The sequence below is a fragment of the Arthrobacter sp. NPDC093128 genome (assembly GCF_040683875.1).
Taxonomy (GTDB): Bacteria; Actinomycetota; Actinomycetes; order Actinomycetales; family Micrococcaceae; genus Arthrobacter.
The window spans coordinates 12,831-37,651 of sequence record NZ_JBFBEY010000003.1; the positions used below are offsets into that span (position 1 = coordinate 12,831).

Sequence of the window (24,821 nt, forward strand, 5' to 3'; positions counted from 1 at the left end):
GGGCTCCTTGCTAGGGTATTCGTAGATATGTTCGGATAGCCGGTTTCATTCCGGCTGTATTTCAGGAGCCCGGCCTTGATCAGTTTTCTCCGCGGAACCGTAGCGCACGTCGGGTTGTCCTCCGCCGTGATCGACCTCAACGGCGCCGGCATGAGCGTGAACGCCACACCCCAGACCCTCAGCGGGCTGCGCGTCGGCTTTGAGGGCAAGCTCTTCACCTCCCTGATAGTGCGGGAGGATTCGCTGACCCTGTTCGGATTTTCCAGCGACGACGAACGCGAGGTTTTCGACATCCTGCTCAGCGTGAGCGGCGTGGGCCCCCGCCTTGCGCTTGCCGTGCTGGCCGTCCATGATCCCGAGGCAATCCGGGTTGCGGCGCACACCGGGGATGGCAAGGCCTTCACTAAAGTCCCCGGCATCGGCCCCAAAGTCGCAGGCAGGATCGTCCTGGAGCTCGCCGGGAAACTGGTGCCGCACGGGACCGGTTCAGCGGCGGCGCCCGCAGCATCGGCTCCGGCCCCGTGGAAGCCGCAGGTGGTGGCGGCCATGACCAGCCTCGGATGGTCCGAAAAGGACGCCTCGTCCAGCATCGATAAAGCACTCTCGGACTCCCCCGAACTGGAAGCGGACGGCCAGGTGGCCGAAATTCTTCGGGCCACGCTGCGCTGGCTCGGCCAGGACGGCGCCCGTGCCGGCAACAGGGTAGGCAGCCGTGGCTGAACCCACCCTGGTTGGCGGGGGAGAGGAGCCGGAGGAACGGGTCATCGAGGCGGCCCTCCGTCCCAAGAACCTGCATGACTTCGTGGGCCAGCACCGTGTCCGCAAACAACTGTCGCTGGTGCTCGAAGCGTCGCGGATGCGCGGGCGCAGTGCTGACCACGTCCTGCTCTCGGGCCCGCCCGGCCTCGGCAAGACCACCTTGTCCATGATCATCGCGGCCGAGATGAATGCACCGCTGCGGATCAGCAGCGGCCCGGCCATCCAGCACGCCGGTGACCTTGCCGCCATCCTTTCCTCGCTGTCGGAAGGGGAGGTCCTGTTCCTTGACGAGATCCACCGCATGTCCCGGCCCGCGGAGGAAATGCTGTACATGGCCATGGAGGACTTCCGCGTGGATATCGTCGTGGGGAAAGGCGCCGGCGCCACCGCGATTCCGCTCGAACTGCCCCCGTTCACGCTTGTGGGCGCCACCACCCGCGCCGGCCTCCTCCCCGGCCCGCTCCGGGACAGGTTCGGCTTCACGGGCCACCTGGAGTTCTACTCCGTTGAGGAACTGGAACTGGTCCTGAGGCGTTCGGCCGGCCTGCTGGACCTCAAGGTCAACTCGGCAGGGTTCAGCGAAATCGCCGGCCGGTCCAGGGGCACGCCCCGAATTGCCAACCGCCTGCTCCGCCGCGTCCGCGACTGGGCGCTGGTCCACGGCATCGAACAGATAGATGCGCGGGCAGCTTCGGCCGCACTTGACATGTATGAGGTGGACAAGAGGGGGCTGGACCGGCTGGACCGCGCCGTCCTTGAAGCCCTGATCACCAAATTCGGCGGCGGTCCGGTGGGACTTTCCACCCTTGCCATTGCCGTTGGCGAGGAACCCGAAACCGTGGAAACCGTTGCCGAGCCCTACCTTGTCCGTGAGGGGCTCCTGGGGCGGACACCGCGCGGCCGGATCGCCATGGCTCCGGCGTGGACCCACCTAGGCTATGCGGTTCCGGACGGGGTGTTTGGCCAGGAGACGCTGGCCCTGTTCGAACCGGAAGACCTTAGCGGGGAGCCGGTGGCGGAGTGGCTTCCGAACAGCCAATAGCAGCGTCGGGCTTACTTTCCCTTTAGACTGGGATGAACGCTCGGCACGTTCGGGTCTTTGTTTCTGTGGGCGGCTCCGGTCGCCGTTGGCTGGGGTTTTCTGCCAGGTGGGCCGAAACGAAGCCGACGTTGCTGTAAATCAGCTATGTAAGTACAGAACGGAAACTTCCTGTGTTCGGACACATTACTGCCCAGGCCCAGCCGCAGGCCGGCGGCGGCATCGACATCATGACCATCCTGCTCTTCGTGATGCTCGGACTCTTCATCTTCATGATGTTCCGCCGCAACAAGAAGACCAAGGACCAGCAAGCAACGCTGCAGTCCCAGTTCGCGCCCGGGGTTGAGGTCATGACCAGCTTCGGTCTTTTTGGCCGCATCGTCTCCATCGATGAGGACGAGAACAAGGTCCTCCTTGAACTTTCCCCCGGCAACCTCGCCACAGTGCACCGCCAGGCCGTCACCAAGATCGTCGAGCCGGCCGTTGCTCCCGAAGAGCCCACTGTCGTTCCCGACGACGCCTCTTCCCTGACCGCGCAGGACGAGGCCCCGGCCGACGCTGTCAAACGTCCCGAGACCGTCAATGAAACGCCGGAAGAATCACTGAAGCGCCTCAATGACGAAGGCAAGAAAGACAGCTAGTCCGGCGTACCCGCCAAGTCCCGCTAAGTAGAATTAATTACGGCCGCGGGCTGCCGCCGGTGTGTGAGCCCAGCTCACCCCGGCGGCTCCTCCGTAAACAATAGAAAGATCACAATGGCACGTACTGGCCCCAAAAACTCAGCACTCAGGGTGCTGGTCTGGCTCGGCGTTATCCTCGCCGTCATGACTGCCGTGCTCGCGGGCGGCACCATCGCCGGCCACGCCAGCTGGGCACCCAAGCTTGCGCTTGACCTGGAAGGCGGAACCCAGATGATCCTGGCGCCCAAGGTTGAGGGCGGCTCGGACATCAACGAGGACCAGCTCAACCAGGCCGTTGCGATCATCCGCCAGCGCGTGGACGGCTCGGGCGTCGCGGAAGCCGAGATCAGCACGCAGTCCGGCCGCAACGTGGTGGTAAGCCTTCCGGGCACACCCTCCAAGGAAACCCGGGCCCTGATCCAGGCCTCGGCAGACATGAACTTCCGACCGGTACTTCAGGCGGGCGCGGGCGCGGCTGTGCCCACCGAGTCCCTGACACCGGACGACAAGCTGCCCAAGCCCACGGCGGCCCCGGCCAACAGCAGCGACATCAACTGGGTCACGCCAGAGGTGTACAAGAAGTTTGAGACCCTGGACTGCGACAACCCCTCGCAGGACAAGCAGGAGCGCTCGGACCCGGCCAAGCCGCTGGTGACCTGTGAGCCGGCAACGGACACGTCCCCGGCCATCAAGTACATTCTGGGTCCGGTTGAAGTCAAGGGCTCCAACATCAAGTCCTCCTCCTTCCAGCTGCAGCAGGGTGCACAAGGCGCTGTCACCAACGAGTGGGCGGTCAACATCCAGTTCGACGAGCAGGGCACCGCCAAGTTCAAGGAAGTCACCGAACGGCTGTACAAGTTCTTCGTTGCCGCCGGCGGCGAATCAGGCTCCGATCCGAAGGCCCAGTTCGCCATTGTCCTTGATGATCAGGTCATCTCGGCCCCGCGGTCGCTCGCGGTGATCACTGACGGCCGTCCGCAGATCACGGGTGGATTCACCGAGGCGTCCGCCAAGGCCCTGTCCGACCAGCTGCGGTTCGGTGCCCTTCCCATCAGCTTCGACATCCAGAGCGAACAGCAGATTTCAGCAACACTGGGCGGCGAGCAGCTCAAGATGGGTCTGCTCGCAGGCGTGATCGGGCTGCTCCTGGTGGTGGTCTACTCCCTCTTCCAATACCGGGCGCTGGGCTTTGTCACCATCTTCTCCCTCGTGGTTGCCGGTGCACTGACCTACCTCGCCATTGCGATCCTGGGCTGGACCGAAAACTACCGCCTGTCACTGGCCGGTGTGGCCGGCCTCATCGTGGCCATCGGCCAGACTGCAGACTCGTTCATCGTCTACTTCGAACGAATCCGTGATGAACTGCGGGAAGGCCGCGGGCTCGTCTCCGCCGTGGAGAACGGCTGGAAGCGCGCCAAGCGCACTGTCCTGGCGTCCAAGGCAGTGAACCTGCTGGCAGCCCTGGTGCTCTACTTCGTCGCCGTGGGCAACGTCCGGGGCTTCGCGTTCACGCTTGGCCTGACCGCCATCGCCGACCTCATCGTCGTGTTCATGTTCACCCACCCGACGCTGCAGATCCTGGCCCGCACCAAGTTCTTCGGCGAGGGCCACCGGTTCTCCGGCCTTGACCCGAAGCGTCTCGGCGCCGTGCCCCTTTACCGCGGCGCGGGCAGGCTGCGCACACCGGATGAGAAGCCGGCCGTGGTGCGTGCCAAGAACACCGGTGCGGCTGCTGAAGCTGAGCGCCGGATGACCATTGCGGAACGCCGTCTGGCGGAAAAGCAGGAGCAGCTTGCCGGTTCCTCCAAGAGCACGTCCAAGGAGGGCAAGTAAATGACCACGAATTTTGCCACTTTCGGCAATGAGCTTTACACGGGCAAGCGCTCGTACAACTTCGTCTCGTCCAAGAAGATCTGGTTCCTGATCGCCGCCGTCGCCGTGGCGCTGTCCATTCTCCTGCCGGTGGCCAAGGGCGGATTCAACCTTGGCATCGAGTTCCGGGGCGGGTCCGAGTTCACGGTTTCCAACGTGAAGACCACGGATGCGGCGGTCGGCGAGAAGGCCGTCAAGGACGTCGTGGAGGGCAGCATTCCGCGTGTGGCCAATGTGGCCGGCACCACCATGCGGATCCAGACGGACAAGCTGACGGACGACGAGACGCTCCGGATCAAGGAAGGCCTCACCACCGCCTACGGTGTCACGGACAACGAGGTGACGTCCACGTTCGTCGGGCCCACCTGGGGTGCGGACGTCACCAAGCAGGCGCTGCTGGGCCTGGTGATCTTTGTGGTCATTGCGGCATTCCTGATGGCCTTGTACTTCCGGACGTGGAAGATGTCGCTGTCGGCCCTTGTCGGCATGCTGGTGACCATGTTCGTCACAGCCGGCGTTTACGCCCTCAGCGACTTCGAAGTCACACCGTCGGCCATTATCGGCTTCCTGACGGTGCTTAGCTACTCGCTGTACGACACCGTGGTGGTCTTCGACAAAATCCGCGAAAACACGGCGGACATCGATGCCTCGACGCGCCGCACCTTTGCGGAGGAGGTCAACCTTGCCGTCAACCAGACGCTGGTCCGTTCCATCAACACCATGATGGTGGCCATCCTCCCCGTGGGTGCCATCCTGTTCATCGGAGCCGGGCTCCTGGGCGCCGGTACGCTGCGGGACCTTTCGCTGGCCCTGTTCGTCGGCATCCTGATCGGCACCGCGGCGACCATCTTCATCGCGGCACCGCTGTATGCATGGCTGCGGCAGGGTGAACCCCCGCTGATCAAGCAGGCTGAGCGGGTTGAACGCCGCCGTGGCGAGGCTGCTGCGAAGGCAGCGGCTGCACCGGAGGCTGCCCCGGCCTGAATTGTGCGTCCCTGAAGGGCCGGGCGCCGTCATTCGTGACGGTGTCCGGCCCTTCGCATATGCGGTCCGGTTACAGAAGTATCCTGCCACGGGAATAGACTGGGATAATTAAACGGGTCGTGAGGGGTGCTTCATTGGAAGAACGTTCGACGTCGGCGCCAACGGCCGACGGTGGTGAGGGTCCGGGCCAGGGTCCGCAGGCCGGTTTGGTTGCGTCCGGGCGCCCTGACGCGGGCGTGCCCGTTGACAGTTCCGGGTTCCGCCCCACCTTCCCCGGACGCCGCGAACGCACCAGGTCCAGGCTTGCCCGGCTGACGGGCCGCGGGACGGCCACGTACTCTCCCATTCTCGAACCGTTGCTGCGAACTGTGCGGGCGAACAATCCCAAAGAGGATTTTGACCTCATCCAGCGTGCCTTCGTCGTCGCCGAGCAGAGCCACCGGGGACAGAAACGCAAGAGCGGCGATCCCTACATCACGCACCCCGTCGCGGTCGCCACCATTCTGGCCGAACTGGGACTGAGCGGCACCACGCTGGCGGCCGCGCTGCTGCATGACACCGTCGAGGATACGCCCTACACGCTGGCTGACCTCAAGCGGGATTTCGGCCCCGAAGTCGCCATGCTGGTGGACGGCGTCACCAAGCTGGACAAGGTGAGTTTCGGCGAAGCCGCACAGTCGGAAACCGTCCGCAAGATGGTCGTCGCGATGGCCAAGGACATCCGGGTGCTGATGATCAAGCTGGCGGACAGGCTGCACAATGCCCGCACCTGGCGATTTGTATCGGCGGAGTCCTCGGCCCGCAAAGCACGCGAAACCCTGGAAATCTTCGCGCCGCTGGCGCACCGGCTCGGTATGAACACCATCAAGTGGGAACTCGAAGACCTCTCCTTCGCAGCGCTGTACCCGAAGGTGTACGAGGAAATTGTCCGTATGGTGGGGGACCGGACCCCGGAGCGTGAAAAGAGCCTCAGCGTCATCCGGAACCAGATCACCGACGATCTCCGGACGGCCAAGATCAAGGCCACCATCACGGGCCGCCCCAAGCATTACTACTCGATCTACCAGAAGATGATCGTCCGCGACAAGGACTTCGACGACATCAACGACCTCATGGGTGTCCGTGTCCTGGTGGACTCCGTCCGGGACTGCTACGCAGCACTGGGCACGCTGCATTCGCGCTGGAACCCCCTTCCGGGCCGGTTCAAGGACTACATCGCGATGCCCAAGTTCAACATGTACCAGTCCCTGCACACCACGGTCATCGGGCCGGGCGGCAAGCCGGTTGAGATTCAGATCCGCACGCATGAAATGCACCGCCGCGCGGAGTACGGCGTCGCGGCGCACTGGAAGTACAAGGACCAGCCAAACAGGACGGCCGCAGGTCCCGGGAGCCCCCGCGACGGCGACATGGGCTGGCTGCGGTCCCTCGTTGACTGGCAGCAGGAAACCTCCGATCCGGGGGAATTCCTGGACTCCCTGCGGTTCGAAATCAACGCCCGGGAAGTGTTCGTCTTCACGCCCAAGGGCGAGGTTATGGCACTGCCGGCCGGGTCCACTCCGGTGGACTTCGCCTACGCGGTCCACACGGAAGTGGGCCACCGGACCATCGGTGCCAGGGTCAACGGCAAGCTGGTTCCGCTCAACAGCGAACTGAACCATGGCGACTGGGTGGAGATCTTCACCTCCAAGGCGGAGGGCGCCGGCCCCAGCCAGGACTGGCAGCACTTCGTCAAGAGCGCCCGCGCCCGCAACAAGATCAGGCAGTGGTTCAGCAAGGAGCGCCGCGAAGAGGCCATTGACCGCGGCAAGGAACTCCTGACGAAGGCGATGCGCAAGCAGAACCTTCCCCTGCAGCGCCTCATGACCCATGACGCCCTCGCTGAAGTCGCTGAACATTTCAAGTACGTTGACATCTCGGGCCTTTACGCGGGAGTGGGCGACGGGCACACGTCCGCGCAGTCCGTTATGGAACGATTGGTGGATACCCTCGGCGGCAATGAGGGCCCCGAGGACGACCTGACAGAGATCAGCATCCCCACGCAGGTCAGCAAGACGAAGTATTCCGACTCCGGTGTGATTATCCGCGGCGTGGGGGACGTGTGGGTCAAGTTGGCCCGTTGCTGCACGCCCGTTCCCCCGGATCCCATCCTGGGTTTTGTCACCAGGGGTTCCGGTGTATCGGTGCACCGCACGGACTGTACGAACGTCTCGGACCTGAAGGACCAGCCGGACCGCATCGTGGAAGTGGACTGGGCGCCCACCCAGTCCAGCGTCTTCCTCGTGGAGATCCAGGTGGAGGCACTGGACCGTAAGTCATTGCTGTCCGACGTCACCCGGATCCTGTCCGAAAACCACGTCAACATCCTGGCCGCCAGTGTGCACACCTCGACTGACCGGGTAGCCATCTCGAAGTTCGCGTTCGAGATGGGCGATCCCAAGTATCTGAGCCACGTGCTCAGCGCTGTGCGTCGCATCGATGGCGTGTTCGACGTCTACCGAACCACCGGAAACCGGCGGCGCGGCTAACTGCCGGGCTGCTAACCGGGCTCGGGATGCAGGGCCGACAATATTTCCAGCGCTGCCTTCTTGTACGGAACCCGGGGAGTGGCTTCGACGGCGAGGGTGAGCAGCCGCAGCCTGACGTCCAGCTCCGGACTTGCCAGCATCTTGCGCAGGGCCGGCAACGCCCGCTCAGCGTCCACGTGCAGTGCGATGTCCAGCGCCGTCCGCAGCGGGCTGGAAACCATCTGCCCGCCGAGGCTGACAACGTCGAACGGGCCGAGCCTGACCTCGTGCAGGGTGCAGCCCCTGGTGGATCTCAGGCTGGAGACACGCCGGGTGGCATCCACCAGCAGTGCCAGCCGGTCCGGTTCCGCGGCGCACCCGTAGATCCACGCCGCCGTCATCCGGCCTGCCACGACACGCTGCCTGATTCCCGGCGGGACAGCGAATGAGGCGGCGCGTGCACGCAGCTGCGGGGTGGTGGCCGTGCCGGGCAGCATGTACCCGCGTTGATAGAGCTGGCTCAGGACACCGTCGGCAGCCATGGCCTGCAGCTCGGGCCACGAGAACACGGCACCCGGCGAATAGAGCTCAACAGACCCGGTGTCTGCGCTTCTGACATTTGCGGGGACTGGGGACGAGGTAGCCATGCAGCCATCTTTTCCTGCAGCCCCAAACGCGTACAGGCCCCGTTCCGGATATGTGGATAACCGGAAGGGGGCCTGTGCTTGCCAGCCTGAGTGGCTACGACAGTTCGCTGGCCGAGCGCGAGATCTGGTCCAGCCACGCCTGGCGGGCCTCGAGGGCATCCTGGGCGGCCTTGATCTTGCGCTGGTCGCCGGCCTTTTCAGCCTTCTCGAGGTCTTCCTTCAGCCCCGCAATGGCGGCCTCCAGCTGCGACAGGGCGCTGTTGGTCCGTGCCTTGGTCTCCGGGTTGGACCGCTTCCAGTTTTCGTCCTCGGCGTGGCGGACGGCGTCCTCCACCTTCCGGAGGCCGGCTTCGATCCGGCCCATGTCCGCACGGGGAACCTTGCCGGCTTCCTCCCAGCGGTCACGGATGGACTGGAGGGCCTTCTTGGCGGCGGCCAGGTCCTTGATGGGCAGCAGGGCGTTGGCCTCGACCAGAAGGGCTTCCTTCACGGTCAGGTTGGCGCCGTACTCCTGGTCGATCTCGTCGTTGGCTGCCTGGCGGGAGGTGAAGAAGACATCCTGGGCGGCGCGGAACCGGGCCCACAGTGCGTCGTCGTCCTTGCGGCTGGCGCGCGGTGAGGCCTTCCATTCGTCCATCAGCCGGCGGTATTCGCCGGCGGCGAAGCCCCAGTCGGTGGAGGAGGAGAGTGCCTCGGCTTCAGTGATCAGCTTTTCCTTGGCAGCCTTGGCTGCGGAATTGTTGCTGTCCAGCTGCGAGAAGTACGCCCGGCGGTGGCGGTCGAAGACCGTCCGTGCTGCCCTGAACCGCTTCCAGAGGGCATCCTCGTTGCTGCGGCCCAGGCGGACGCCGTTCTTCTGCGCTGTCTTCCAGCTTTCGAAGAGCTCGTTCATGCGGGCGCTGGAGGTCTTCCACTGGATCTGCGCAGGATCGTGTCCGGAAATTTCTTCCGCTTCCGCCACGATTGCTTCGCGGGCGGCCAGCTCGGCGGCACGCACGGCGTCGTGTTCAGCCTTTTCGGCCTTTTCGAGCTCGGTGATCTGGGTGGACAGCGTGTCGAGACGGGCTTCGGCTGCGCGGAGGTCACCCACCATGTTCCGTTCGGCCAGCTGCTCGCGCAGGTGCGTCACGGTCTTCTGCATGTCGGTCGTGGGCGCCTTGGAGCTCACGCGCTGTTCCAGGAGAACAATCTGGGCCACCACGTCGTCGTACTTCCGGGCAAAGTAACCCAGCGCTTCGTCGTCGCTGACGCCCGGGTATTGGCCCACCGGGTGTTCGGCGCCGTCGATGGTCAGGAAAACGTGTCCGTCCCCTTCGACCCGGCCCCACCGTGCAGCCTCCGCCAGCGATACCGCCGAAGACACGGGAGCGGGGACCGGAGTCACGGGAGAAGAAGCAGCCTTGGGCCTCGCCGCAAATGCGGCCGGCGACGGGGCCGGACGCGGTGCAGGACGCGGCGCAGCGGCAGCGGCGGGAACTTCCTCGGCCGCAGCCTCTTCGGTCGCGGGAGCTACCTCAGCCGCAGCCTCTTCGGTCGCGGGAACTACCTCAGCCGCAGCCTCTTCGGCGGCCGGTGCCTCAGCTGCCGGCGCCTCCTCCGCTTCGGGTGCCTCGGTGGGAGCGTCGCCAGCCGCGGGAGCCTCCGCTTCGGGGCTTTCCTGGGCTGTTGACTGTGCGTCGGACGTGGCCTCGGCTGCTGCGTCGTTGCCGGCCGCCTGCGCGCCGTCAACCACCTGAGCCTCGGTCCCGGCCTCGTCGGCAGCTGCTGTTACTGTTTCGTCGGATTTCTGACTGTCTGTCACCGCTAAAAGTCTTTCGCTTGGAGGGAAATACCTGCACCCGCCGCGTGGAGGCCGGGGGCTGGTTACTTCAGAGAGAACGAGTCTATCGTGACTGGTTCCGCAGGAGCGCCGTCTGTTGCGCTTCCGCCCGTCTTAATACCGGAGGCCGCGATGTTCGTTACCACGTCAAGTCCGGACGTCACCTTGCCTACGATCGTGTACCCGCCGGCCTCGTCAGCCGGAATGACAGTGTCTTTGTACACGATGAAGAACTGGGTGCCGTTACCGTAGGCGTTGCCGCCGGTGCGCGCCACAGCAATGGATCCGGCCGGATATTTGTTGTCTGCCGGAGTATTTTCCAGCGGTCCCCAGGTGTAGGAAGGGTCGCCCTGGCCGTCTGCGGTTTTGGAACCGCATTGCAGCACTCCAAAGGTTTCGCCGGTGGTCAGCCGGTGGCAGCTGATTCCGCTGTAGTAATTCTCGTCTGCCAGCGATTTGAAGACCGCGGCCGCCTGGGGAGCCTTGGTTCCGTCCAGCTCAACGCCCAGCGCACCGCTGTTCAGCTTAAGCTCACCGGTGAAAACCTTGCCTGCCGCTGTCTCCGGTTTCGGGATGTTCGCGGCGTTGGTGGCCGGCGTTGTCGGGGTTGCCGACGGACTGGTCAACCCGGCCTGTGCAGCAGCGTACTCGTCCTCGGTCGGGTTGCTGGCAAAGACGGTGAGTTGGAGGACGACGGCGAGCAGCAGTGCCGCGGCACCCGCGCCTGCAGCGAGGAGATTGTCGCGTTTGCGGCGCTTCTCCTGCTGCCGCCGCAGCTCGCGTTTCGCTTCCATTTGCAGGATGCGCCGCTTTGCTTCGCGGGCGCTCCGTGAACTGGCCGCCAAAAGTCCTCCTGGTTGTCGGGCCGGCCCGCCAAACGGGCCAAGGGCGACGTCCGGTGTCCGGCAGCAAGCGGCAGACGATGCTCCGGCCCCGCTCCATTAGAGTTGCTGGCGCCGAAAGCATAAACTGACTGCCGCACATAGTTTATGCATGACTGGCTGGACTCCCGCCTTTACCGCCGCTTTTTGATCACATGGCGGAATCGGATGACCGCGCAGCGGACTCCAGCCTTCTGTTACCTGAGGAGAAAATCCACCATGGCACGCACCGCCTCCCTGTCCGGATTCCCCGAGTGGCTTCCCGAGGAGCGGCTGGTGGAGCTGCATGTGCTGGACACCCTGCGGCGCGTCTTTGAGCTGCACGGTTTCTCCTCGATCGAAACCCGCGCAGTGGAAACCGTGGGTCAGTTGCTCCGCAAGGGTGAGATCGACAAGGAAGTGTACGGACTCAGCCGCCTGCAGGAGGACGAAGGCGAAGAATCCAAGGCTGCCAAGGGCGACCACCACTCCCTGGCCCTGCACTTTGACCTGACGGTGCCGTTCGCCCGGTACGTGGTGGAGAACGCCGGCTACCTCGCGTTTCCGTTCCGCCGCTACCAGATACAGAAGGTGTGGCGCGGTGAACGTCCGCAGGAGGGCCGCGCCCGTGAGTTCACCCAGGCGGACATCGACATCGTCGGCGACGGCGACCTGCCGTTCCGTTACGACGTCGAAATCGCGCTGGTGATCGCCGAAGCGTTGAGCGCCCTGCCCATTCCCGACTTCCGCCTGCGCATCAACAACCGCAAGCTTGCGGAAGGCTTCTACCGCGGGATCGGCCTGACGGACACCGCCGGGGTGCTGCGGAGCATCGACAAGCTCGAGAAGATCGGCCCTGCAAAGGTGGCCGAGCTGCTCAAAACAGAGCTGGGGGCCACCGAGGACCAGGCGCAGGCCGCCCTGAGCCTTGCCGGCATCCGCACTGAGGACACGTCGTTCGTGGAAATGGTCCGCGCGCTGGGCGTCAAGGACGAGTTGCTCGAGGAAGGCCTGAACGAGCTCGAGCAGGTCATTGCGGCCGCCGTGCAGCGTGCTCCGGGCAAGGTGGTGGCGGACCTCAGCATCGCCCGTGGCCTGGACTATTACACCGGAACCGTGGTGGAGACCGTCCTGGTGGGCCACGAACAGCTCGGCTCCATTTGCTCCGGCGGGCGCTACGACGCGCTGGCGAGCAAGGGCAACCGCAAATTCCCGGGCGTCGGCCTGTCCATCGGCGTCACGCGTCTCGTCTCCAGGATTCTGAGCCAGGACCTGGCCCAGGCAACCCGTTCGGTGCCCACGGCAGTGCTCGTCGCATTGAACAACGACGGCAGCTGGGGCGCTGCCCAGGACGTCGCGGCACAGCTGCGCAGCAGGGGGATATCCACCGAGGTTGCCGCCAAGGCGGAAAAATTCGGCAAGCAGATCAAGTTCGCCGACCGCCGGGGCATCCCGTTCGTCTGGTTCACGGACGACGACGGTAAACACCAGGTTAAGGACATCCGTTCAGGCGAGCAGACGGACGCCGATCCCGCGACCTGGACGCCCTCGGCCGAGGACCTGCACGTCCGCATCCTTAAGTCCTAGGCGGCAGCTTCCGTAGCCGCAGCACCAGGAACCGGCCGGCAACTCCGGCTGCCAGCACGGCCGCCATGCCCGCCACGGAGGCCAACGGCAGCGTGACGGCAAGAATCAGGCAACCAACGAAACCCGCCGCATTCAGCCACCGGGGCGCGGTGCGCGGCCGTTCGGCCAGGGTGAAGGCTGCGGCATTCGTGACCGAGTAGTAGATCAGCACACCGAAGCTCGAGAAACCCACAACGGTCAGCACGTCCGCCGTCAGGAGCAGCACAATCACGGCCGCTCCTACCGACAGCTCCGCGACGAACGGGACCGTATGCTGCCCGCCCACCCGGGCCAGGGCAGAGGGCAGGTCCCGCTCCCTCGCCATTGCCAACGCAGTACGGCCAACCCCGGTGATCAGTGCCAGCAGCGCGCCCAGGCAGGCCGCGGCTGCCCCTGCCTGCACCACCGGGGCGCCTGCGGCCAGACCGGAGGACGTTACGGCGTCGAGCAGCGGCGACAGCGATTCCGCCAGCCGCCCCGGGGACAGGTGCCAGAGCAGCAGCACGGCGAGTGCCAGATAGATCGTGAACGCTGCGGCCAGCGCGGCCAGGATGGCCCGCGGAATGGTGCGGGCGGGATCCTTGACCTCTTCGCCGAGCGTGGCGATCCGGGCGTAGCCGGCGAAGGCGAAGAACATCAGGCCGGCGGCCGGGAGGATCCCCCAGGCGCTGCCCGGGCCTGTGACGGGACCGGCCGGTTCCGGATGCGGCCCCGCAATGCCCGCAACCGTCACAAACACCAGGGTGCCAAGGACGATGGCGAGCAGGATTCTTGTCAACAGGGCGGTGCGGGTGATGCCCATCAGGTTGACACCCGTGAGCACCACGACGGCGGCCACGGCCAGCGGCGTGGCGAAGCCGGGTGCCACATAATGGCCGGAGGTCAGGGCCATGGCCGCGCACGACGCCGTCTTCCCCGTGACAAATCCCCAGCCGGCGATGAAGCCCGGCCATTCGCCGAGCTGTTTGCGGCCGTAGACATAGGTCCCGCCGCTGGCCGGGTACTTGGCGGCCAGCTGGGCCGACGCCACAGCGTTGCAGTAGGCAATGGCGCCCGCCACCAGGACCGAGACAATCATCAGCGGGCCGGCCAGTGCCGTGGCCGGGGAGAAGACAACGAACACGCCGGCGCCAAGCATGGAGCCGAGTCCGATGGCGGTGGCGTCAAACACGCCGAGCCGGCGCTGAAGCCGTTGGTGGGTCTGCATGGCGGAAGGGAAGCCTTTCCAACGGGTAAACTCGAACGGGGCTGTTCCCGCAACGGTCCCATTCAACATCATCTCTGTCTTCCTTCTGAAAGGTAAGCTGTGCTGCGCACACATGACCTCGGATCCCTTCGCTCCGAGCACATTGGACAAACCGTTACCCTGGCCGGCTGGGTGGGTCGGCGTCGTGATCACGGTGGTGTGGCATTCGTTGACCTGCGCGATGCCTCAGGCGTCGCCCAGGTGGTAGTCCGCGAAGAAGAGGTCTTCCACGGGCTCCGCAACGAGTACGTGCTCCAGATCATCGGTACGGTTTCCCAGCGCCCCGAGGGCAACGAAAACCCGGCACTGGCCACCGGTGAGATCGAGGTCATTGCCGAGAAGGTGACCATCCTCAACACCTCCGATCCGCTGCCCTTCCAGATCGACGAGCACGTCGAGGTGGGCGAGGAAGCACGCCTGAAGCACCGCTACCTGGACCTGCGCCGCCCGGGCCCCGCCCGCAACCTGCGCCTGCGCTCGGAAGCGAACCGTGTGGCACGCGAGCTGCTCCACCAGGACGGCTTCGTTGAGATCGAGACCCCCACGCTGACGCGTTCGACGCCGGAAGGCGCCCGCGACTTCGTGGTCCCCGCGCGCCTCGCACCGGGTTCCTGGTACGCCCTGCCGCAGTCCCCGCAGCTCTTCAAGCAGCTCCTTCAGGTGGGCGGCTTCGAGAAGTACTACCAGATCGCCCGCTGCTACCGCGATGAGGACTTCCGCGCCGACCGCCAGCCGGAATTCACCCAGCTGGACATCGAAGCGAGCTTCGTGGAGCAGGATGACATCATTTCGCTCGGCGAAAGCATCGTCAAAGCCCTGTGGCAGCTGATCGACGTCGAAATCCCGACGCCCATCCAGCGCATCACGTACGCCGACGCCATGGCGCGCTACGGCTCGGACAAGCCGGACCTTCGTTTCGGCCAGGAACTGACCGAACTCACGGAATTCTTCAAGGACACCAACTTCGGCGTGTTCAAGGCACCCTACGTCGGTGCCGTAGTCATGCCGGGCGGTGCATCGCAGGCACGCCGTGCGCTGGACGCCTGGCAGGAATGGGCCAAGCAGCGCGGCGCCAAGGGCCTCGCGTACGTGCTCTACAAGGAGGACGGCGAACTGGCCGGTCCCGTGGCCAAGAACCTCACCGACACCGAGCGCTCCGGCCTGGCCGACGCCGTCGGCGCCAAGCCCGGGGACTGCATCTTCTTCGCCGCCGGAGAGAAGACCCCCGCCCGTGCACTCCTCGGCGCCGCCCGTGTCGAAATCGGACACCGCACCGGCCTGATCAACCCCTCCGACTGGGCATTCTGCTGGGTTGTGGATGCCCCGATGTTCGAGCCTGCCGCCGCAGCAGTGGCCTCGGGCGACGTGGCCGTTGGTGCCGGCCAGTGGACTGCCGTCCACCACGCCTTCACCTCGCCCAAGCCCGAGTTCATGGACTCCTTCGACCAGGACCCGGAATCGGCCCTGTCGTACGCCTACGACATTGTCTGCAACGGCAACGAAATCGGCGGCGGCTCCATCCGTATCCACGAGCGCGACGTGCAGGAACGCGTGTTCGAACTCATGGGCCTGGACAAGGCAGACGCCGAGACGAAGTTCGGCTTCCTCCTGGAGGGCTTCAAGTTCGGCGCTCCGCCGCACGGAGGCATCGCCTTCGGCTGGGACCGCGTTGTAGCCCTGCTGGCCGGCGTGGAGTCAATCCGCGACGTCATCGCATTCCCGAAGTCCGGCGGCGGCTACGACCCGCTGACGGCAGCTCCGGCGCCGATCACGGCGCAGCAGCGCAAGGAGGCCGGCGTTGACTTCAAGCCCGAGGCCAAGAAGGCGGAACAGGCCCCCAAGAAGGACGACGACGCAGCCAAGTAGAGTGGACTGATCGTCAGCAAGGCTCCCCGGGAAACCGGGGAGCCTTTGCTGTCCCCAAGCCGTTAAAAAGGAGGCCGATGGAACGGCAGACGACCCCCGCCCTGGAGGCATTTATGGACGCCGCCTGGCCCGCTCCCGACCGGGAGGAATTCGGCGGGTGGGTTCTTCGCGCCGCCGGCGGCGTGACCCAGCGTGCAAATTCCATCTGGCCACGCTCGGAGCCGGAGGGAAGCCCGCACGAACGGCTGGCCCTGCTCCGGGAGGCGCGCGCCTGGTACCGCAACCGCCGGTTGCCCGTGATCTTCCAGGTCTTCGACGATGCCCGGAGCTCCGCGCTGAATGCGGTCCTCGATGAGGAAGGCTTCACCCGCCAGTCCGAGACCCTGATCCTCGTGCGGGGTGCCGGCGGGGATGCGCCGGCACCTGACGCCGGCGTCGAGCTCTCGGCACAGCCGACGGAGGAGTGGCTGCGGCTTTGGTGGCGCGTTGACGGCCGCGGTGACGGGGAATCCCTCGCCACTGCCCGCGGAATCCTCGAAGGCTGCCGGTCGCTGTACGCGATGGTGAGGGACGACGACGGCGTGCCCGCCGCCGTCGGACGCCTTGCGGTTCCTCCCGGCGGGGCAGACAGCAGGGGCGGCCTGTACTGCATGGCAACCCGTCCGGATGCCCGGCGCCGCGGCTACGCAAACCGGGTGCTGCGGTCGTTGCTGGGGGCGGGGGCGGCGCAAGGGCTGGACGGGTACTGGTTGCTGGTGACAGCGGCCAATTCCGGTGCCCGGGAACTGTATGCCCGGGCCGGCTTCCGGGAAGCCGGCCGCTACCTTTACCGGCAGGAGCGGCCGAAGCGGCACCTCACCGGCTGCTAGGTTCCTTCGGTCGCATAGCTTTCGGTGGCGTAGTGCAGCCCGACCCACGGGGAGGCGGCCAACTCGCCGCCGTCAACAGTTGTCGCGGTTGCTGGGGTTGCCTCCACGGGCATGGTGGTTCCTTTCGGGCTGTCGGTCGGAGTCACAGGTTTTGCAGCTCCCGGCGGCGGGCGGTACCGGTCAGGTAAGGAGCACCCAGTTCCTCGATCGGCGTCCTGTACGTCTCCCGGGAGTAGTACACCGAGGCTGCTGCGACGAGCATGCACACCGTCCCGAAGACAGCCACGGGAACCCAGCCGGTGACGCCCGGGGTCAGGAGCATGCCGGCGATCATCGGGGCGAAGCCGGCCAGGACGAGTCCCAGTTGGTTTCCCATCGCCATGCCGGTGTAGCGAACCGGGGCGGCGAACTGTTCGGCGAAGAACGAGGGCCAGATGCCGTTGAAGCCCGAGTACAGCACCGTCATATTGAGGAAAGCGGCCACGAAAACCAGGACGATGTTGCCGGAGGACAGTGCAAGGAAGTACAGGAAGATGGTGATCGAGCAGCCGATTGCGGCGGTCAGCAGCAGGGGGCGCCGTCCGACCCGGTCCGAGAGCTTCGCGGCCAGCGGCATGGCGAACATCGACAGCCCGATGGCTACGGCATTGACGGTCAGGATGGAAGCGCGGTCAAAGCCTGCGGTGGAGGTGGCGTACGCCAGTCCGAAGACCGTGAAGATGGTCTGCATGACGGACATGATCGACATGCCCACAACGCGCAGCACATCAGCGCCCTGGAACCTGAGTACTTCCTTGAGCGGCATCGGGGCGACCTGCTGGTGCTCCTGTGCCTCTTCGAAGACCGGTGTTTCGTCCAGGTGCGTCCGCACCCAGTAGGCGATGGCCAGGACCACGATGGAGAGCCAGAACGGGATGCGCCAGCCCCAGCTCATCATCGCTTCCTGCGGCAGGGCCGTGACCGGAATGAACACGAGGGTGGCCAGCACCATGCCGGAGGCATAGCCCGTCATCACGAAGCTGGTGAAGAAGCCGCGTTTGCCTTCGGGCGAGTGTTCCAGGGTGAGGGTGGAGGCGCCGGCCGATTCCGCGCCGGCGGAGAAGCCCTGCGCGAGCCGCCCGGCCACCAGGAGGATCGGCGCCCAGACGCCGACCTGCTCGTAGGTGGGCAGGAACCCGATGCCCAGCGATGCCAGTCCCATGATGCCCAGGGTCAGCAGCAGGATCTTCTTCCGGCCCAGTTTGTCGCCGAAGTGGCCCATCACCAGGCCTCCGACCGGCCGCGCTACGTAGGCGACGCCGAAGGTGGCAAAGGCGCCGATCAGGCCGATGGCAGGGTCGGCGGAAGGGAAGAACAGGTGCGGGAACACGAGGGCGGCGGCGGTTCCGTAGATGAAGAAGTCGTAGTACTCCAGCGTGCTGCCCAGGAACGATGCCAGGGCTGCCTTGCCCGGCGTTTTCCGCGGGGCCGACTGCAGGGCCGGCTGCGTTGCGGGCTGAGTTGTGGATGCAGACTGCATGGGGATCTCCTTAAGACTGCGTTGTCTTAGCGGTGGCCGCAGGGGTCTTCCCCGAGGTGGAAGTCCACCGAAAGGATCTGCTGGCTGTTGGGGAACGAGTACGCCTTCAGCGGCTCATGGAGCGGGTGCGTGTTGTACACCGCGATGTCCTCGACCGTTTCGAAGTCGGCCACAATGGCGTAGTCGAAGGAGCGCTCGGTGTTGAGGACATCCGCGCCGTGGCTGAGGCTGAGCATGCCGGGGATCTTGCCGGTCATGTTGTTGAGGCCGTTGATCCAGGCCTGCTTGTCGGCGGGCGGGAAGCCCGGCTTGAACTTGAAGAGCACGGTGTGGCGGATCATCTCAGGCACCCACCAGTTCCATGGTTGGCCCAGCCTGTTCGGCGGGCTGCTCCGCGGAGCGGTAATCCGGTGACTGGCCGGCGATGGTGCGTCCGGCGAGGTAGCCCATGGTCATGATCGGTCCAAGGGTGGCCCCGGCGCCGGGGTAGCCTGCGGCGTAGGCATTTTCCGTGGTGTTGCCGGCGGCGAACAGGCCCGGGATGGGCCGGTTGTCGACGTCGAGCACCCGGGCCAGCCCGTCGGTCGCCACACCGCCGTTGGTGCCGAAAGCGCCGTTGACCACTTCCAGCGCGTAGAACGGTCCGGACCGGAGGGGGCCGAGCGAGGGGTTCGGCCATGGGTTGCCGTCGTCGCCCCAGTACTTGTCGTAGGCGCTCTCGCCGCGGCCGAAGTCGGGGTCCTCGCCCTTGACCGCGAACTCGTTGAACCGGGCCACGGTCGCAGTGAGGTTTTCCGCCGGTACGTTGATCTTGGCGGCCAGCTCCGCGAGGGTTGCTGCCTCGATCAGGTAGGCCGGCGTAGGCTGGCCGGCGCGGTGTGCCAGGATGCCGTAGCGCTCCAGGTAGCCGTGATCTACAACCACGTGGGCCGGAGTGTTGAGGGTCCGGTTCGCGGCGGAGTCCCAGGACTGCAGGCTCCGGGCAAGGTCGTTGTAGTTCTGCGACTCGTTGGCGAACCGGCGCCCGTGGCGGTTCACCATGATCGATCCGGGGCCTTGACGTTCGAAGCGGAGCAGGGTGCCCACGGGCTGCCCGTCGCGCGTGTCGCCGGTGACGGACATCGGCGCCCACCAGGCTTCGCGGGTGCCGCGGGTCTGGCCGCCGATGCGCTGCGACATCCGCAGCCCGTCGCCGGTGTTCGAGGGCGGCGAGCACATCGTGTACAGCCGTGAGGCGAGCATGGCGTCGGCCAGTGCCCTATCCCACTCGAAGCCGCCGGTGGCCAGCACCACGCCGTCGTTCGCACGGAAGGTTTCGCCGGATTCCAGTTCGACGCCGGTCACCCGGCCGCCGTCGGTGAGCAGCCGGTGCCCCCGTGCTCCGGTGACGAGCGCGGCACCGTCGCGGACCACGCTGGCCAGCAGCATGGAGATGAGGGCCTGCCCTTTGGCCACGAGCCCTTCGTCCTGGCGGCCGGCCAGTTCGTCCCACGGGAATTTGGTGAAGGCGCCCCAGCTCTCGTATTCCTGCATAGTGAACGGCGCCCGGCCGTCGCTGCGTACGTGCTCCTTGAGACCGCCCAGGGCTTCCTTGCTGTTGAACAGCTCGGGCTCCACCGTGCGGCCGCCCTCCATGGCGCCGGGCAGGTCCTGCCTGTAGTCGGGGAAGTTGTTGAGGAAGATGAAGCGGACGCCGCATTCCTCCTCCACGAAGCGGAGCATCCGGTCCCCGTAGGTCAGTGCCGCGTCGAGGAGTTCCTCGCGGCCGCGTCCGCGGGCCACGGCACGCACGTACTCCGCCGCCGCCTCCTTGGAATCGGCAATGCCGGCCTTCCGGGCGTGGTGGTTGTCCGCCACCCAGAGCATGCCGCCGGAGACGGCGGAGGTGCCGCCCAGCAGTTCACTTTTTTCGAGGACGACGACGGACTTGCCGGCACGGGCGGCGGTGGCCGCCGCGGTGAGTGCGCCCGCGCCGGAACCAACGACGACGACGTCGTAGTTCTCTGCTGCGGTTCCGCTGACGAATTTCATGGGTGGTGCCTTTCAGGAGGAAGAATGTCTGCGCATGATTTGCGCAGGGGCTGCCGCGGCCGGATGCGGCTGGGTCAGACGGCGGGGAGCCGGGTCAGACGGCGGTGTAGCCGCCGTCGATCACGAGCTCGGAGCCCGTGGTGAAGCGCGATTCGTCGGACGCCAGGTACAGCACGCCGTAGGCGATCTCGTCCGGCTGGCCCTGGCGGGGCAGCGGATTGGAGCCGACCAGCTGCTTGTAGTAGGCCTCGGCGCCGATGTCGGACTGTTCGGCCGAGCGGCGGCTCATCCGGGTGTCCATCGATCCGGGGTGGATGGAGTTCACCCGGATCCCGTAACTTCCGTAAGCCGCCGCATCCGACTTGCTCAGGAGCCGGACGGCGCCTTTGGTGGCGTGGTACAGCGGCACATTCCGGCCGCCGGTGATGCCGTGGATGGAAGAGAAGTTGACGATGCTGCCGGTGCCCTTTTCGATCATGCCGGGGACAACGTGCTTGGTCATCAGCCAGACGCCCTTGACGTTGACGTTGAAGATCGTGTCAAAATCCGAGACGGAAGCCGTGTGCGAGGCGCCGGCGGGGCCGATGATTCCGGCGGCGTTCACCAGGATGTCCGGCGTGCCCAGTTCGTCGCAGACCCGGCTGATCGCATCGGCGACGCTGGCCTCGCTGGTGACATCGACGTCGTACTGGTGAATGTTTGCGTGGGCCGCGGCGGCCGGGATACCGGCAACGTCCAGGCTGGCAACGACCGCGCCGTGTTCAGCCAGGAGGGCGGCGGTGGCGCCGCCCAGGTCGCCGCGGCCTCCGGTGACGACGGCGGTCTTTCCGGCCACTCGGTTCAGTGTGGGATTCATGGGGTGCTCCTCGTGCTCCTGCAGCCTCTTCGCTGCGTCCTAGCCAGAGTGGCAGGGGAGCTGTGATCGGAACCACACGATTGCCGATGAACGGCAAGAACCAATTTTAGGTGGCTCTGTTCAGTGACTCTGCCTAAGGGTGCCCTTCAGCTCGCCCCGCCAGCCGAGTGCCCTGGAAATACCCCGGGCGGCGGCCAGCAGGACGGGGACCCGGGCGGCCGCGTTCTCCTCGTTGCGGGGCACCACCACGCTGAGGGCGGCGCGGACGGTATTGTCGGGCCCAAAGACGGGGACGGCGATGCCGCTGGATTCGGGCACGATCACGCCCGGCATGGCAGCGAACCCGCGCTGCCTGATCTCGGCCAGATGGCGGCGAAGCAAAGCTGGATCGGTCAGGGTGGTTTCGGTGAACTTCGTCAGGGGCCGGGCAAGGAAGCTGTCCTGATAGGCGGCGGGGGAATGTGCCAGCAGAACCAGGCCCGAGGACGTTGCGTGCACCGGCAGCCTGCCGGCGATCTTGGTGATGTCGACGATGGTCTTGTCGGAGCCCAGCCGCTCGATGTACAGGACCTCGTCCGAATCAAGGATGCCCAGGGTGGTGGAGTGCTGCACTACTGCCTGGACGTCCTCCATGAACGGCAGGGCAGCCTCCCGCAGTCCCAGCATCTTGGATCCGCGGGAAACAAGTTCCCACATCCGGGTGCCGATGTGGATATCACCGCCGGGTTCGCGTTCGAGGAGCCGTTCGAGCAGCAGATCGTTGACCAGCCGGTAGGTCGTGGTCACGGGCAGTCCGGTCCGGCGCCCCAGTTCGGCGACGCTCATGGAGGTGTGCCGGTCGTCGAACGCGCTCACGATCTTCACGAAGCGGCCGATGATCGACTCGCCCGATGCGGAATTGGCCACGCTTCCTCCTCAGGATTCCCGCTCAATGGTAATCCTCCTCCCGGGTGCCGGTGCCACCGGCTCTACTGGGGCTTTAGCCTTCCACCCGGCTGCCGCGAGGATGCGGGCAGCCGACTGAACGGAGCAGGAACCAAATGAGCAAGACAGGAACCATGAGCACGGCAGGAACCAGGAGCGAGACTGTCTGTGATGTCCTCGTCGTCGGCTCCGGCGTGGCCGGGATGGCCGCAGCGCTGAAAGCCGCTTCGCAGGGCTTGACCGTGATCGTTGCGGAAAAGGAGCAGTACTTCGGCGGAACCACCGCCATTTCCGCCGGCTGGGCATGGGTCCCCGGCAACAAGCAGGGCGTGGCGCAGGGGGACACCCGGGAGGACGCCGAGACGTACCTGAAAAGCCTTGCCCCGGAGACGTACAACGAAGCAGGCGTCAGGGACTTCCTGGATACCGTGCCTGAGGCGATCTCCTTTTTCGAGAACGAAACCGAGGTCAAGTTCACCTACCCGGAGAAATCCCCGGACTATCAGATGGACCTGCCGGGGGCCAAGCTGTCCGGCCGTGCCATCCTGCCCCAGGATGTTGACGCACGGGTGCTCGGGGACAAGCGGCTCCTGATGCAGCCGTACATGAGTTCCTACACCGTGTTCGGCTATATGCCCCAGGTCGGACCCGACATCAACGAGTTCTTCCACGTGAACCAGTCGGTCAGCTCGTTCGTCTATGTGGCGAAGAAGCTGCTGCGCACGTGGGCCGACGCCGCCCGGTACAAGCGTCCCGTCCTCCGCTCCAACGGCAACGCCCTGATGAGCCGAATGGTCAAGAGCGCCGGTGACCTGGGCGTGCGCCTGTGGAATTCTTCACCCGCCCTTTCACTGACCCGCGACGACGCCGGAACCATCACAGGCGCCGTGATCGGCGGTGAGCATGCCGCCACGGTGACGGCCCGGCTCGGTGTGATCCTCGCCGCCGGCGGCTTTTCCGGCAACAAGGAACTTCGGCAGCAGTATTTTCCGCACGACGCCGACGGCGACGACCACTTCACGCCGACCGTGGGCCACGGAGGGGATGCCGCCACCCTGGCGATCAGTGCCGGCGGGCACATCGACGATTCGGTGTTCAGCGTGGGCTCCTGGGCCCCGGTGACCGTGTTCAAGTACCTCAACGGCAAGCAGCGGCTCTTTCCGCACCTGCGGGCGATCGGACTGCCCGGCCTGATCGCCGTCGACCGTCACGGCAAGCGCTTCGGAAACGAGGCGCTGAGCTACCACGACTTCGGCGGAGCCATGATCGGGCACAACAAGGACGAGGACAAGACGTTTGGCTACGTGATCGGCGATGCGAAGACAATGCACAAATACGGCATCGGCTACGCCAAGCCCTGGCCGATGCCCCGCGGCTATTTCTACCGGACCGGGTACCTGGTCAAGGCGGACACCCTGGCGGAACTGGCCGGAAAGCTCGGCATCGACCCCACGGGCCTCGCGGCGACCGTGGCTGAGTTTAATCCGGGAGCGGAGCGCGGTGAGGATCCGGCGTTTGGCCGCGGCTCCACGCTGTACAACCACTTCCGGGGCGACCTTGAACACAAGCCGAATCCGAACCTCGCCCCGGTCGGCAAGGGCCCGTATTACGCCGCGAAGATCCAGATGGGCGACCTGGGCACCTTCGCCGGAGTCGGCGTCAACGAACGGTCCGAAGCTGTCACCGCCGAAGGAACTGCCATTCCGGGCCTCCTTGCCGTTGGCGCGGCCGCGGTGAGCGTTTTCGGCGGCGGCTACCCGGGCTACGGCTCGCACATTGGGCCTGCCCTCGTGTTCGGCTACCGGGCGGGCCGCGACATCGCCAGGCTCGCAGCCGCCCGCGGTGTGGACCGCAGGGCCGGCGTGGACGCCGGCTAGGGCGACGGGCCGGAGAGGTCCATGGCCAACTCACCAACCGGTGAATCGGTGATCAGCCGCGTCGTGCGGCTCATGAGCGCGTTCGACCGGGACCTGCCGACCATGACGCTCTCCGGCCTCGCCCGCCGCGCGGGCCTTCCCCTGACAACCGCCCACCGTCTCGTGGACGATCTGGTCCTTCACGGCCTGATCGAGCGGCTGCCGGACGGGAGCCTGCGCTCCGGGATGCGGATGTGGGAGCTGGCCGCACGGGGTTCGCGTGCACTGAATCTCCATGAGCTGGCGCTGCCTTTTATGGGCGATGTCCAGGCGGCCGTGCACCAGCACACCACCCTGGCCGTGCTGGACCACGGGACGGTGCTCTATGTGGAGCGCCTGTCCGCGCCTGAATCCAGCCTGGATGCGGCCCACATTGCCCAGAGGATGCCGATTCACGCCGCCTCATCCGGGCTCGTCCTGCTGGCCTTCTCATCGCCTGCCTTCCAGGACGAGGTGCTGTCGCGGCCGCTGGAGGCCGTGACCGCGGAGACCATTACCGACCCTGCCCTCATCCGGAAGCACTTGGCCGAAATCAGGCAGCGCGGCTACGTGGCGCCGCCAGGCATTGGCGTCCTGGAGTGGACCGGCATCGCCGTGCCCGTCTTCGGCCCGGACAACACTGTCGCTGCAGCGCTCAATGCCATCGTTCCGCGTCGGGAAGCCGCCGTTCCGTTGACCGTCCCTGCGCTGCTGACGGCCGCCCACGGGATTTCCCGGGCCCTGAAGGCCGCGCAGGCGCCAAGGCGCTAAGCCTTCCCCTTGCAGGGCCGGCTTCGAATGCTGCTGCGCAGACTTTCACAA

Annotated in this window: 20 protein-coding genes; 11 read left to right on the forward strand and 9 right to left on the reverse strand. The window is 65.8% G+C overall.

Annotated features, from left to right (window positions below; genetic code table 11):
• Nucleotides 1-75: 75 nt before the first annotated feature.
• From ruvA to AB0N24_RS03890, 6 genes are all read left to right on the forward strand, one after another.
• Nucleotides 76-720: a Holliday junction branch migration protein RuvA gene (gene ruvA, locus AB0N24_RS03865; protein ID WP_104173025.1), complete on the forward strand. Its 645-nt coding sequence runs from the start codon at nt 76-78 to the stop codon at nt 718-720.
• The gene (ruvB, locus tag AB0N24_RS03870) at nt 713-1,801 is read left to right on the forward strand and encodes a Holliday junction branch migration DNA helicase RuvB (protein WP_104173024.1); all 1,089 of its coding nucleotides are present in this window, start codon (nt 713-715) and stop codon (nt 1,799-1,801) included. The genes ruvA and ruvB overlap by 8 nt, the downstream gene beginning before the upstream one ends.
• Before the next feature lie 227 nt (nt 1,802-2,028).
• Nucleotides 2,029-2,439: a preprotein translocase subunit YajC gene (gene yajC, locus AB0N24_RS03875; protein WP_364121614.1), complete on the forward strand. Its 411-nt coding sequence runs from the start codon at nt 2,029-2,031 to the stop codon at nt 2,437-2,439.
• Between the two features lie 114 nt (nt 2,440-2,553).
• The gene (gene secD, locus AB0N24_RS03880) at nt 2,554-4,311 is read left to right on the forward strand and encodes a protein translocase subunit SecD (RefSeq protein WP_364120706.1); all 1,758 of its coding nucleotides are present in this window, start codon (nt 2,554-2,556) and stop codon (nt 4,309-4,311) included.
• Nucleotides 4,312-5,334 (forward strand): protein translocase subunit SecF, encoded by a 1,023-nt coding sequence (gene secF, locus AB0N24_RS03885; protein WP_364120709.1) that lies wholly within the window; start codon nt 4,312-4,314, stop codon nt 5,332-5,334.
• A 134-nt stretch (nt 5,335-5,468) separates the two neighbouring features.
• Nucleotides 5,469-7,862, forward strand: coding sequence for a bifunctional (p)ppGpp synthetase/guanosine-3',5'-bis(diphosphate) 3'-pyrophosphohydrolase (locus AB0N24_RS03890; RefSeq protein ID WP_364120712.1), 2,394 nt, complete (start codon nt 5,469-5,471; stop codon nt 7,860-7,862).
• Nucleotides 7,863-7,873: 11 nt separating this feature from the next.
• Here AB0N24_RS03890 and AB0N24_RS03895 read toward each other — a convergent pair whose 3' ends face one another.
• The 3 genes from AB0N24_RS03895 to AB0N24_RS03905 form a co-directional block, all read right to left on the reverse strand.
• On the reverse strand, nt 7,874-8,488 hold the full coding sequence (locus tag AB0N24_RS03895; RefSeq protein WP_364120715.1) for a hypothetical protein: 615 nt from the start codon (nt 8,486-8,488) through the stop codon (nt 7,874-7,876).
• A gap of 94 nt (nt 8,489-8,582) precedes the next feature.
• A complete protein-coding gene (locus AB0N24_RS03900; RefSeq protein ID WP_364120718.1) occupies nt 8,583-10,289 on the reverse strand; it encodes a DUF349 domain-containing protein in 1,707 nt (568 codons plus the stop codon).
• A 62-nt stretch (nt 10,290-10,351) separates the two neighbouring features.
• Nucleotides 10,352-11,152, reverse strand: coding sequence for a peptidylprolyl isomerase (locus AB0N24_RS03905; protein WP_364120721.1), 801 nt, complete (start codon nt 11,150-11,152; stop codon nt 10,352-10,354).
• A gap of 255 nt (nt 11,153-11,407) precedes the next feature.
• On the opposite strand from AB0N24_RS03905, the gene hisS reads away from it, so the two are divergent.
• Nucleotides 11,408-12,754 carry a histidine--tRNA ligase gene (gene hisS, locus AB0N24_RS03910; RefSeq protein ID WP_364120724.1) on the forward strand — a complete coding sequence of 449 codons (1,347 nt, stop codon included), beginning with the start codon at nt 11,408-11,410 and terminating at the stop codon, nt 12,752-12,754.
• On the opposite strand, the gene AB0N24_RS03915 is transcribed toward hisS, so the two are convergent.
• Entirely contained in the window at nt 12,744-14,000 is a 1,257-nt protein-coding gene (locus tag AB0N24_RS03915; RefSeq protein ID WP_364120727.1) for an APC family permease, read from the reverse strand. The two genes, hisS and AB0N24_RS03915, sit on opposite strands and share 11 nt — an antisense overlap.
• 99 nt (nt 14,001-14,099) lie before the next feature.
• On the opposite strand from AB0N24_RS03915, the gene aspS reads away from it, so the two are divergent.
• Together aspS and AB0N24_RS03925 are read left to right on the forward strand one after the other, a co-directional pair.
• Nucleotides 14,100-15,905: an aspartate--tRNA ligase gene (gene aspS / locus AB0N24_RS03920; protein ID WP_364120730.1), complete on the forward strand. Its 1,806-nt coding sequence runs from the start codon at nt 14,100-14,102 to the stop codon at nt 15,903-15,905.
• A gap of 77 nt (nt 15,906-15,982) precedes the next feature.
• Nucleotides 15,983-16,774 (forward strand): GNAT family N-acetyltransferase, encoded by a 792-nt coding sequence (locus tag AB0N24_RS03925; protein ID WP_364120733.1) that lies wholly within the window; start codon nt 15,983-15,985, stop codon nt 16,772-16,774.
• 142 nt (nt 16,775-16,916) lie between these two features.
• Here AB0N24_RS03925 and AB0N24_RS03930 read toward each other — a convergent pair whose 3' ends face one another.
• The 5 genes from AB0N24_RS03930 to AB0N24_RS03950 all read right to left on the reverse strand — a co-directional run bounded on the left by AB0N24_RS03930 (nt 16,917) and on the right by AB0N24_RS03950 (nt 22,086).
• Nucleotides 16,917-18,293: an MFS transporter gene (locus tag AB0N24_RS03930; protein ID WP_364120736.1), complete on the reverse strand. Its 1,377-nt coding sequence runs from the start codon at nt 18,291-18,293 to the stop codon at nt 16,917-16,919.
• Nucleotides 18,294-18,319: 26 nt separating this feature from the next.
• On the reverse strand, nt 18,320-18,634 hold the full coding sequence (locus AB0N24_RS03935; RefSeq protein WP_364121617.1) for a Dabb family protein: 315 nt from the start codon (nt 18,632-18,634) through the stop codon (nt 18,320-18,322).
• A gap of 1 nt (nt 18,635) precedes the next feature.
• Nucleotides 18,636-20,324, reverse strand: a complete 1,689-nt coding sequence (locus tag AB0N24_RS03940) for an FAD-dependent oxidoreductase (RefSeq protein WP_364120739.1) — start codon at nt 20,322-20,324, stop codon at nt 18,636-18,638.
• Nucleotides 20,325-20,418: 94 nt separating this feature from the next.
• Nucleotides 20,419-21,180: an SDR family oxidoreductase gene (locus tag AB0N24_RS03945; RefSeq protein WP_364120742.1), complete on the reverse strand. Its 762-nt coding sequence runs from the start codon at nt 21,178-21,180 to the stop codon at nt 20,419-20,421.
• Nucleotides 21,181-21,300: 120 nt separating this feature from the next.
• Nucleotides 21,301-22,086 carry an IclR family transcriptional regulator gene (locus AB0N24_RS03950; RefSeq protein ID WP_104173009.1) on the reverse strand — a complete coding sequence of 262 codons (786 nt, stop codon included), beginning with the start codon at nt 22,084-22,086 and terminating at the stop codon, nt 21,301-21,303.
• 134 nt (nt 22,087-22,220) lie between these two features.
• Between AB0N24_RS03950 and AB0N24_RS03955 the strand changes: the two genes are divergently transcribed.
• Together AB0N24_RS03955 and AB0N24_RS03960 are read left to right on the forward strand one after the other, a co-directional pair.
• Complete coding sequence (locus tag AB0N24_RS03955) at nt 22,221-23,981, forward strand: FAD-dependent oxidoreductase (RefSeq protein WP_364120744.1); 1,761 nt, start codon at nt 22,221-22,223, stop codon at nt 23,979-23,981.
• A 21-nt stretch (nt 23,982-24,002) separates the two neighbouring features.
• A complete protein-coding gene (locus AB0N24_RS03960; protein ID WP_364120747.1) occupies nt 24,003-24,770 on the forward strand; it encodes an IclR family transcriptional regulator in 768 nt (255 codons plus the stop codon).
• Nucleotides 24,771-24,821: the final 51 nt, after the last annotated feature.

Coding starts and splice junctions, on each gene's coding strand:
- AB0N24_RS03945 (WP_364120742.1), bottom strand. CDS start 21,180: ATGAATCCCACACTGAACCGAGTGGCCGGAAAGACCGCCGTCGTCACC.
- secD (WP_364120706.1), top strand. CDS start 2,554: ATGGCACGTACTGGCCCCAAAAACTCAGCACTCAGGGTGCTGGTCTGG.
- AB0N24_RS03930 (WP_364120736.1), bottom strand. CDS start 18,293: ATGCAGTCTGCATCCACAACTCAGCCCGCAACGCAGCCGGCCCTGCAG.
- yajC (WP_364121614.1), top strand. CDS start 2,029: ATGACCATCCTGCTCTTCGTGATGCTCGGACTCTTCATCTTCATGATG.
- hisS (WP_364120724.1), top strand. CDS start 11,408: ATGGCACGCACCGCCTCCCTGTCCGGATTCCCCGAGTGGCTTCCCGAG.
- AB0N24_RS03895 (WP_364120715.1), bottom strand. CDS start 8,488: ATGGCTACCTCGTCCCCAGTCCCCGCAAATGTCAGAAGCGCAGACACC.
- AB0N24_RS03955 (WP_364120744.1), top strand. CDS start 22,221: ATGAGCAAGACAGGAACCATGAGCACGGCAGGAACCAGGAGCGAGACT.
- AB0N24_RS03915 (WP_364120727.1), bottom strand. CDS start 14,000: ATGCAGACCCACCAACGGCTTCAGCGCCGGCTCGGCGTGTTTGACGCC.
- AB0N24_RS03940 (WP_364120739.1), bottom strand. CDS start 20,324: ATGAAATTCGTCAGCGGAACCGCAGCAGAGAACTACGACGTCGTCGTC.
- secF (WP_364120709.1), top strand. CDS start 4,312: ATGACCACGAATTTTGCCACTTTCGGCAATGAGCTTTACACGGGCAAG.
- AB0N24_RS03925 (WP_364120733.1), top strand. CDS start 15,983: ATGGAACGGCAGACGACCCCCGCCCTGGAGGCATTTATGGACGCCGCC.
- AB0N24_RS03935 (WP_364121617.1), bottom strand. CDS start 18,634: ATGATCCGCCACACCGTGCTCTTCAAGTTCAAGCCGGGCTTCCCGCCC.
- AB0N24_RS03960 (WP_364120747.1), top strand. CDS start 24,003: ATGGCCAACTCACCAACCGGTGAATCGGTGATCAGCCGCGTCGTGCGG.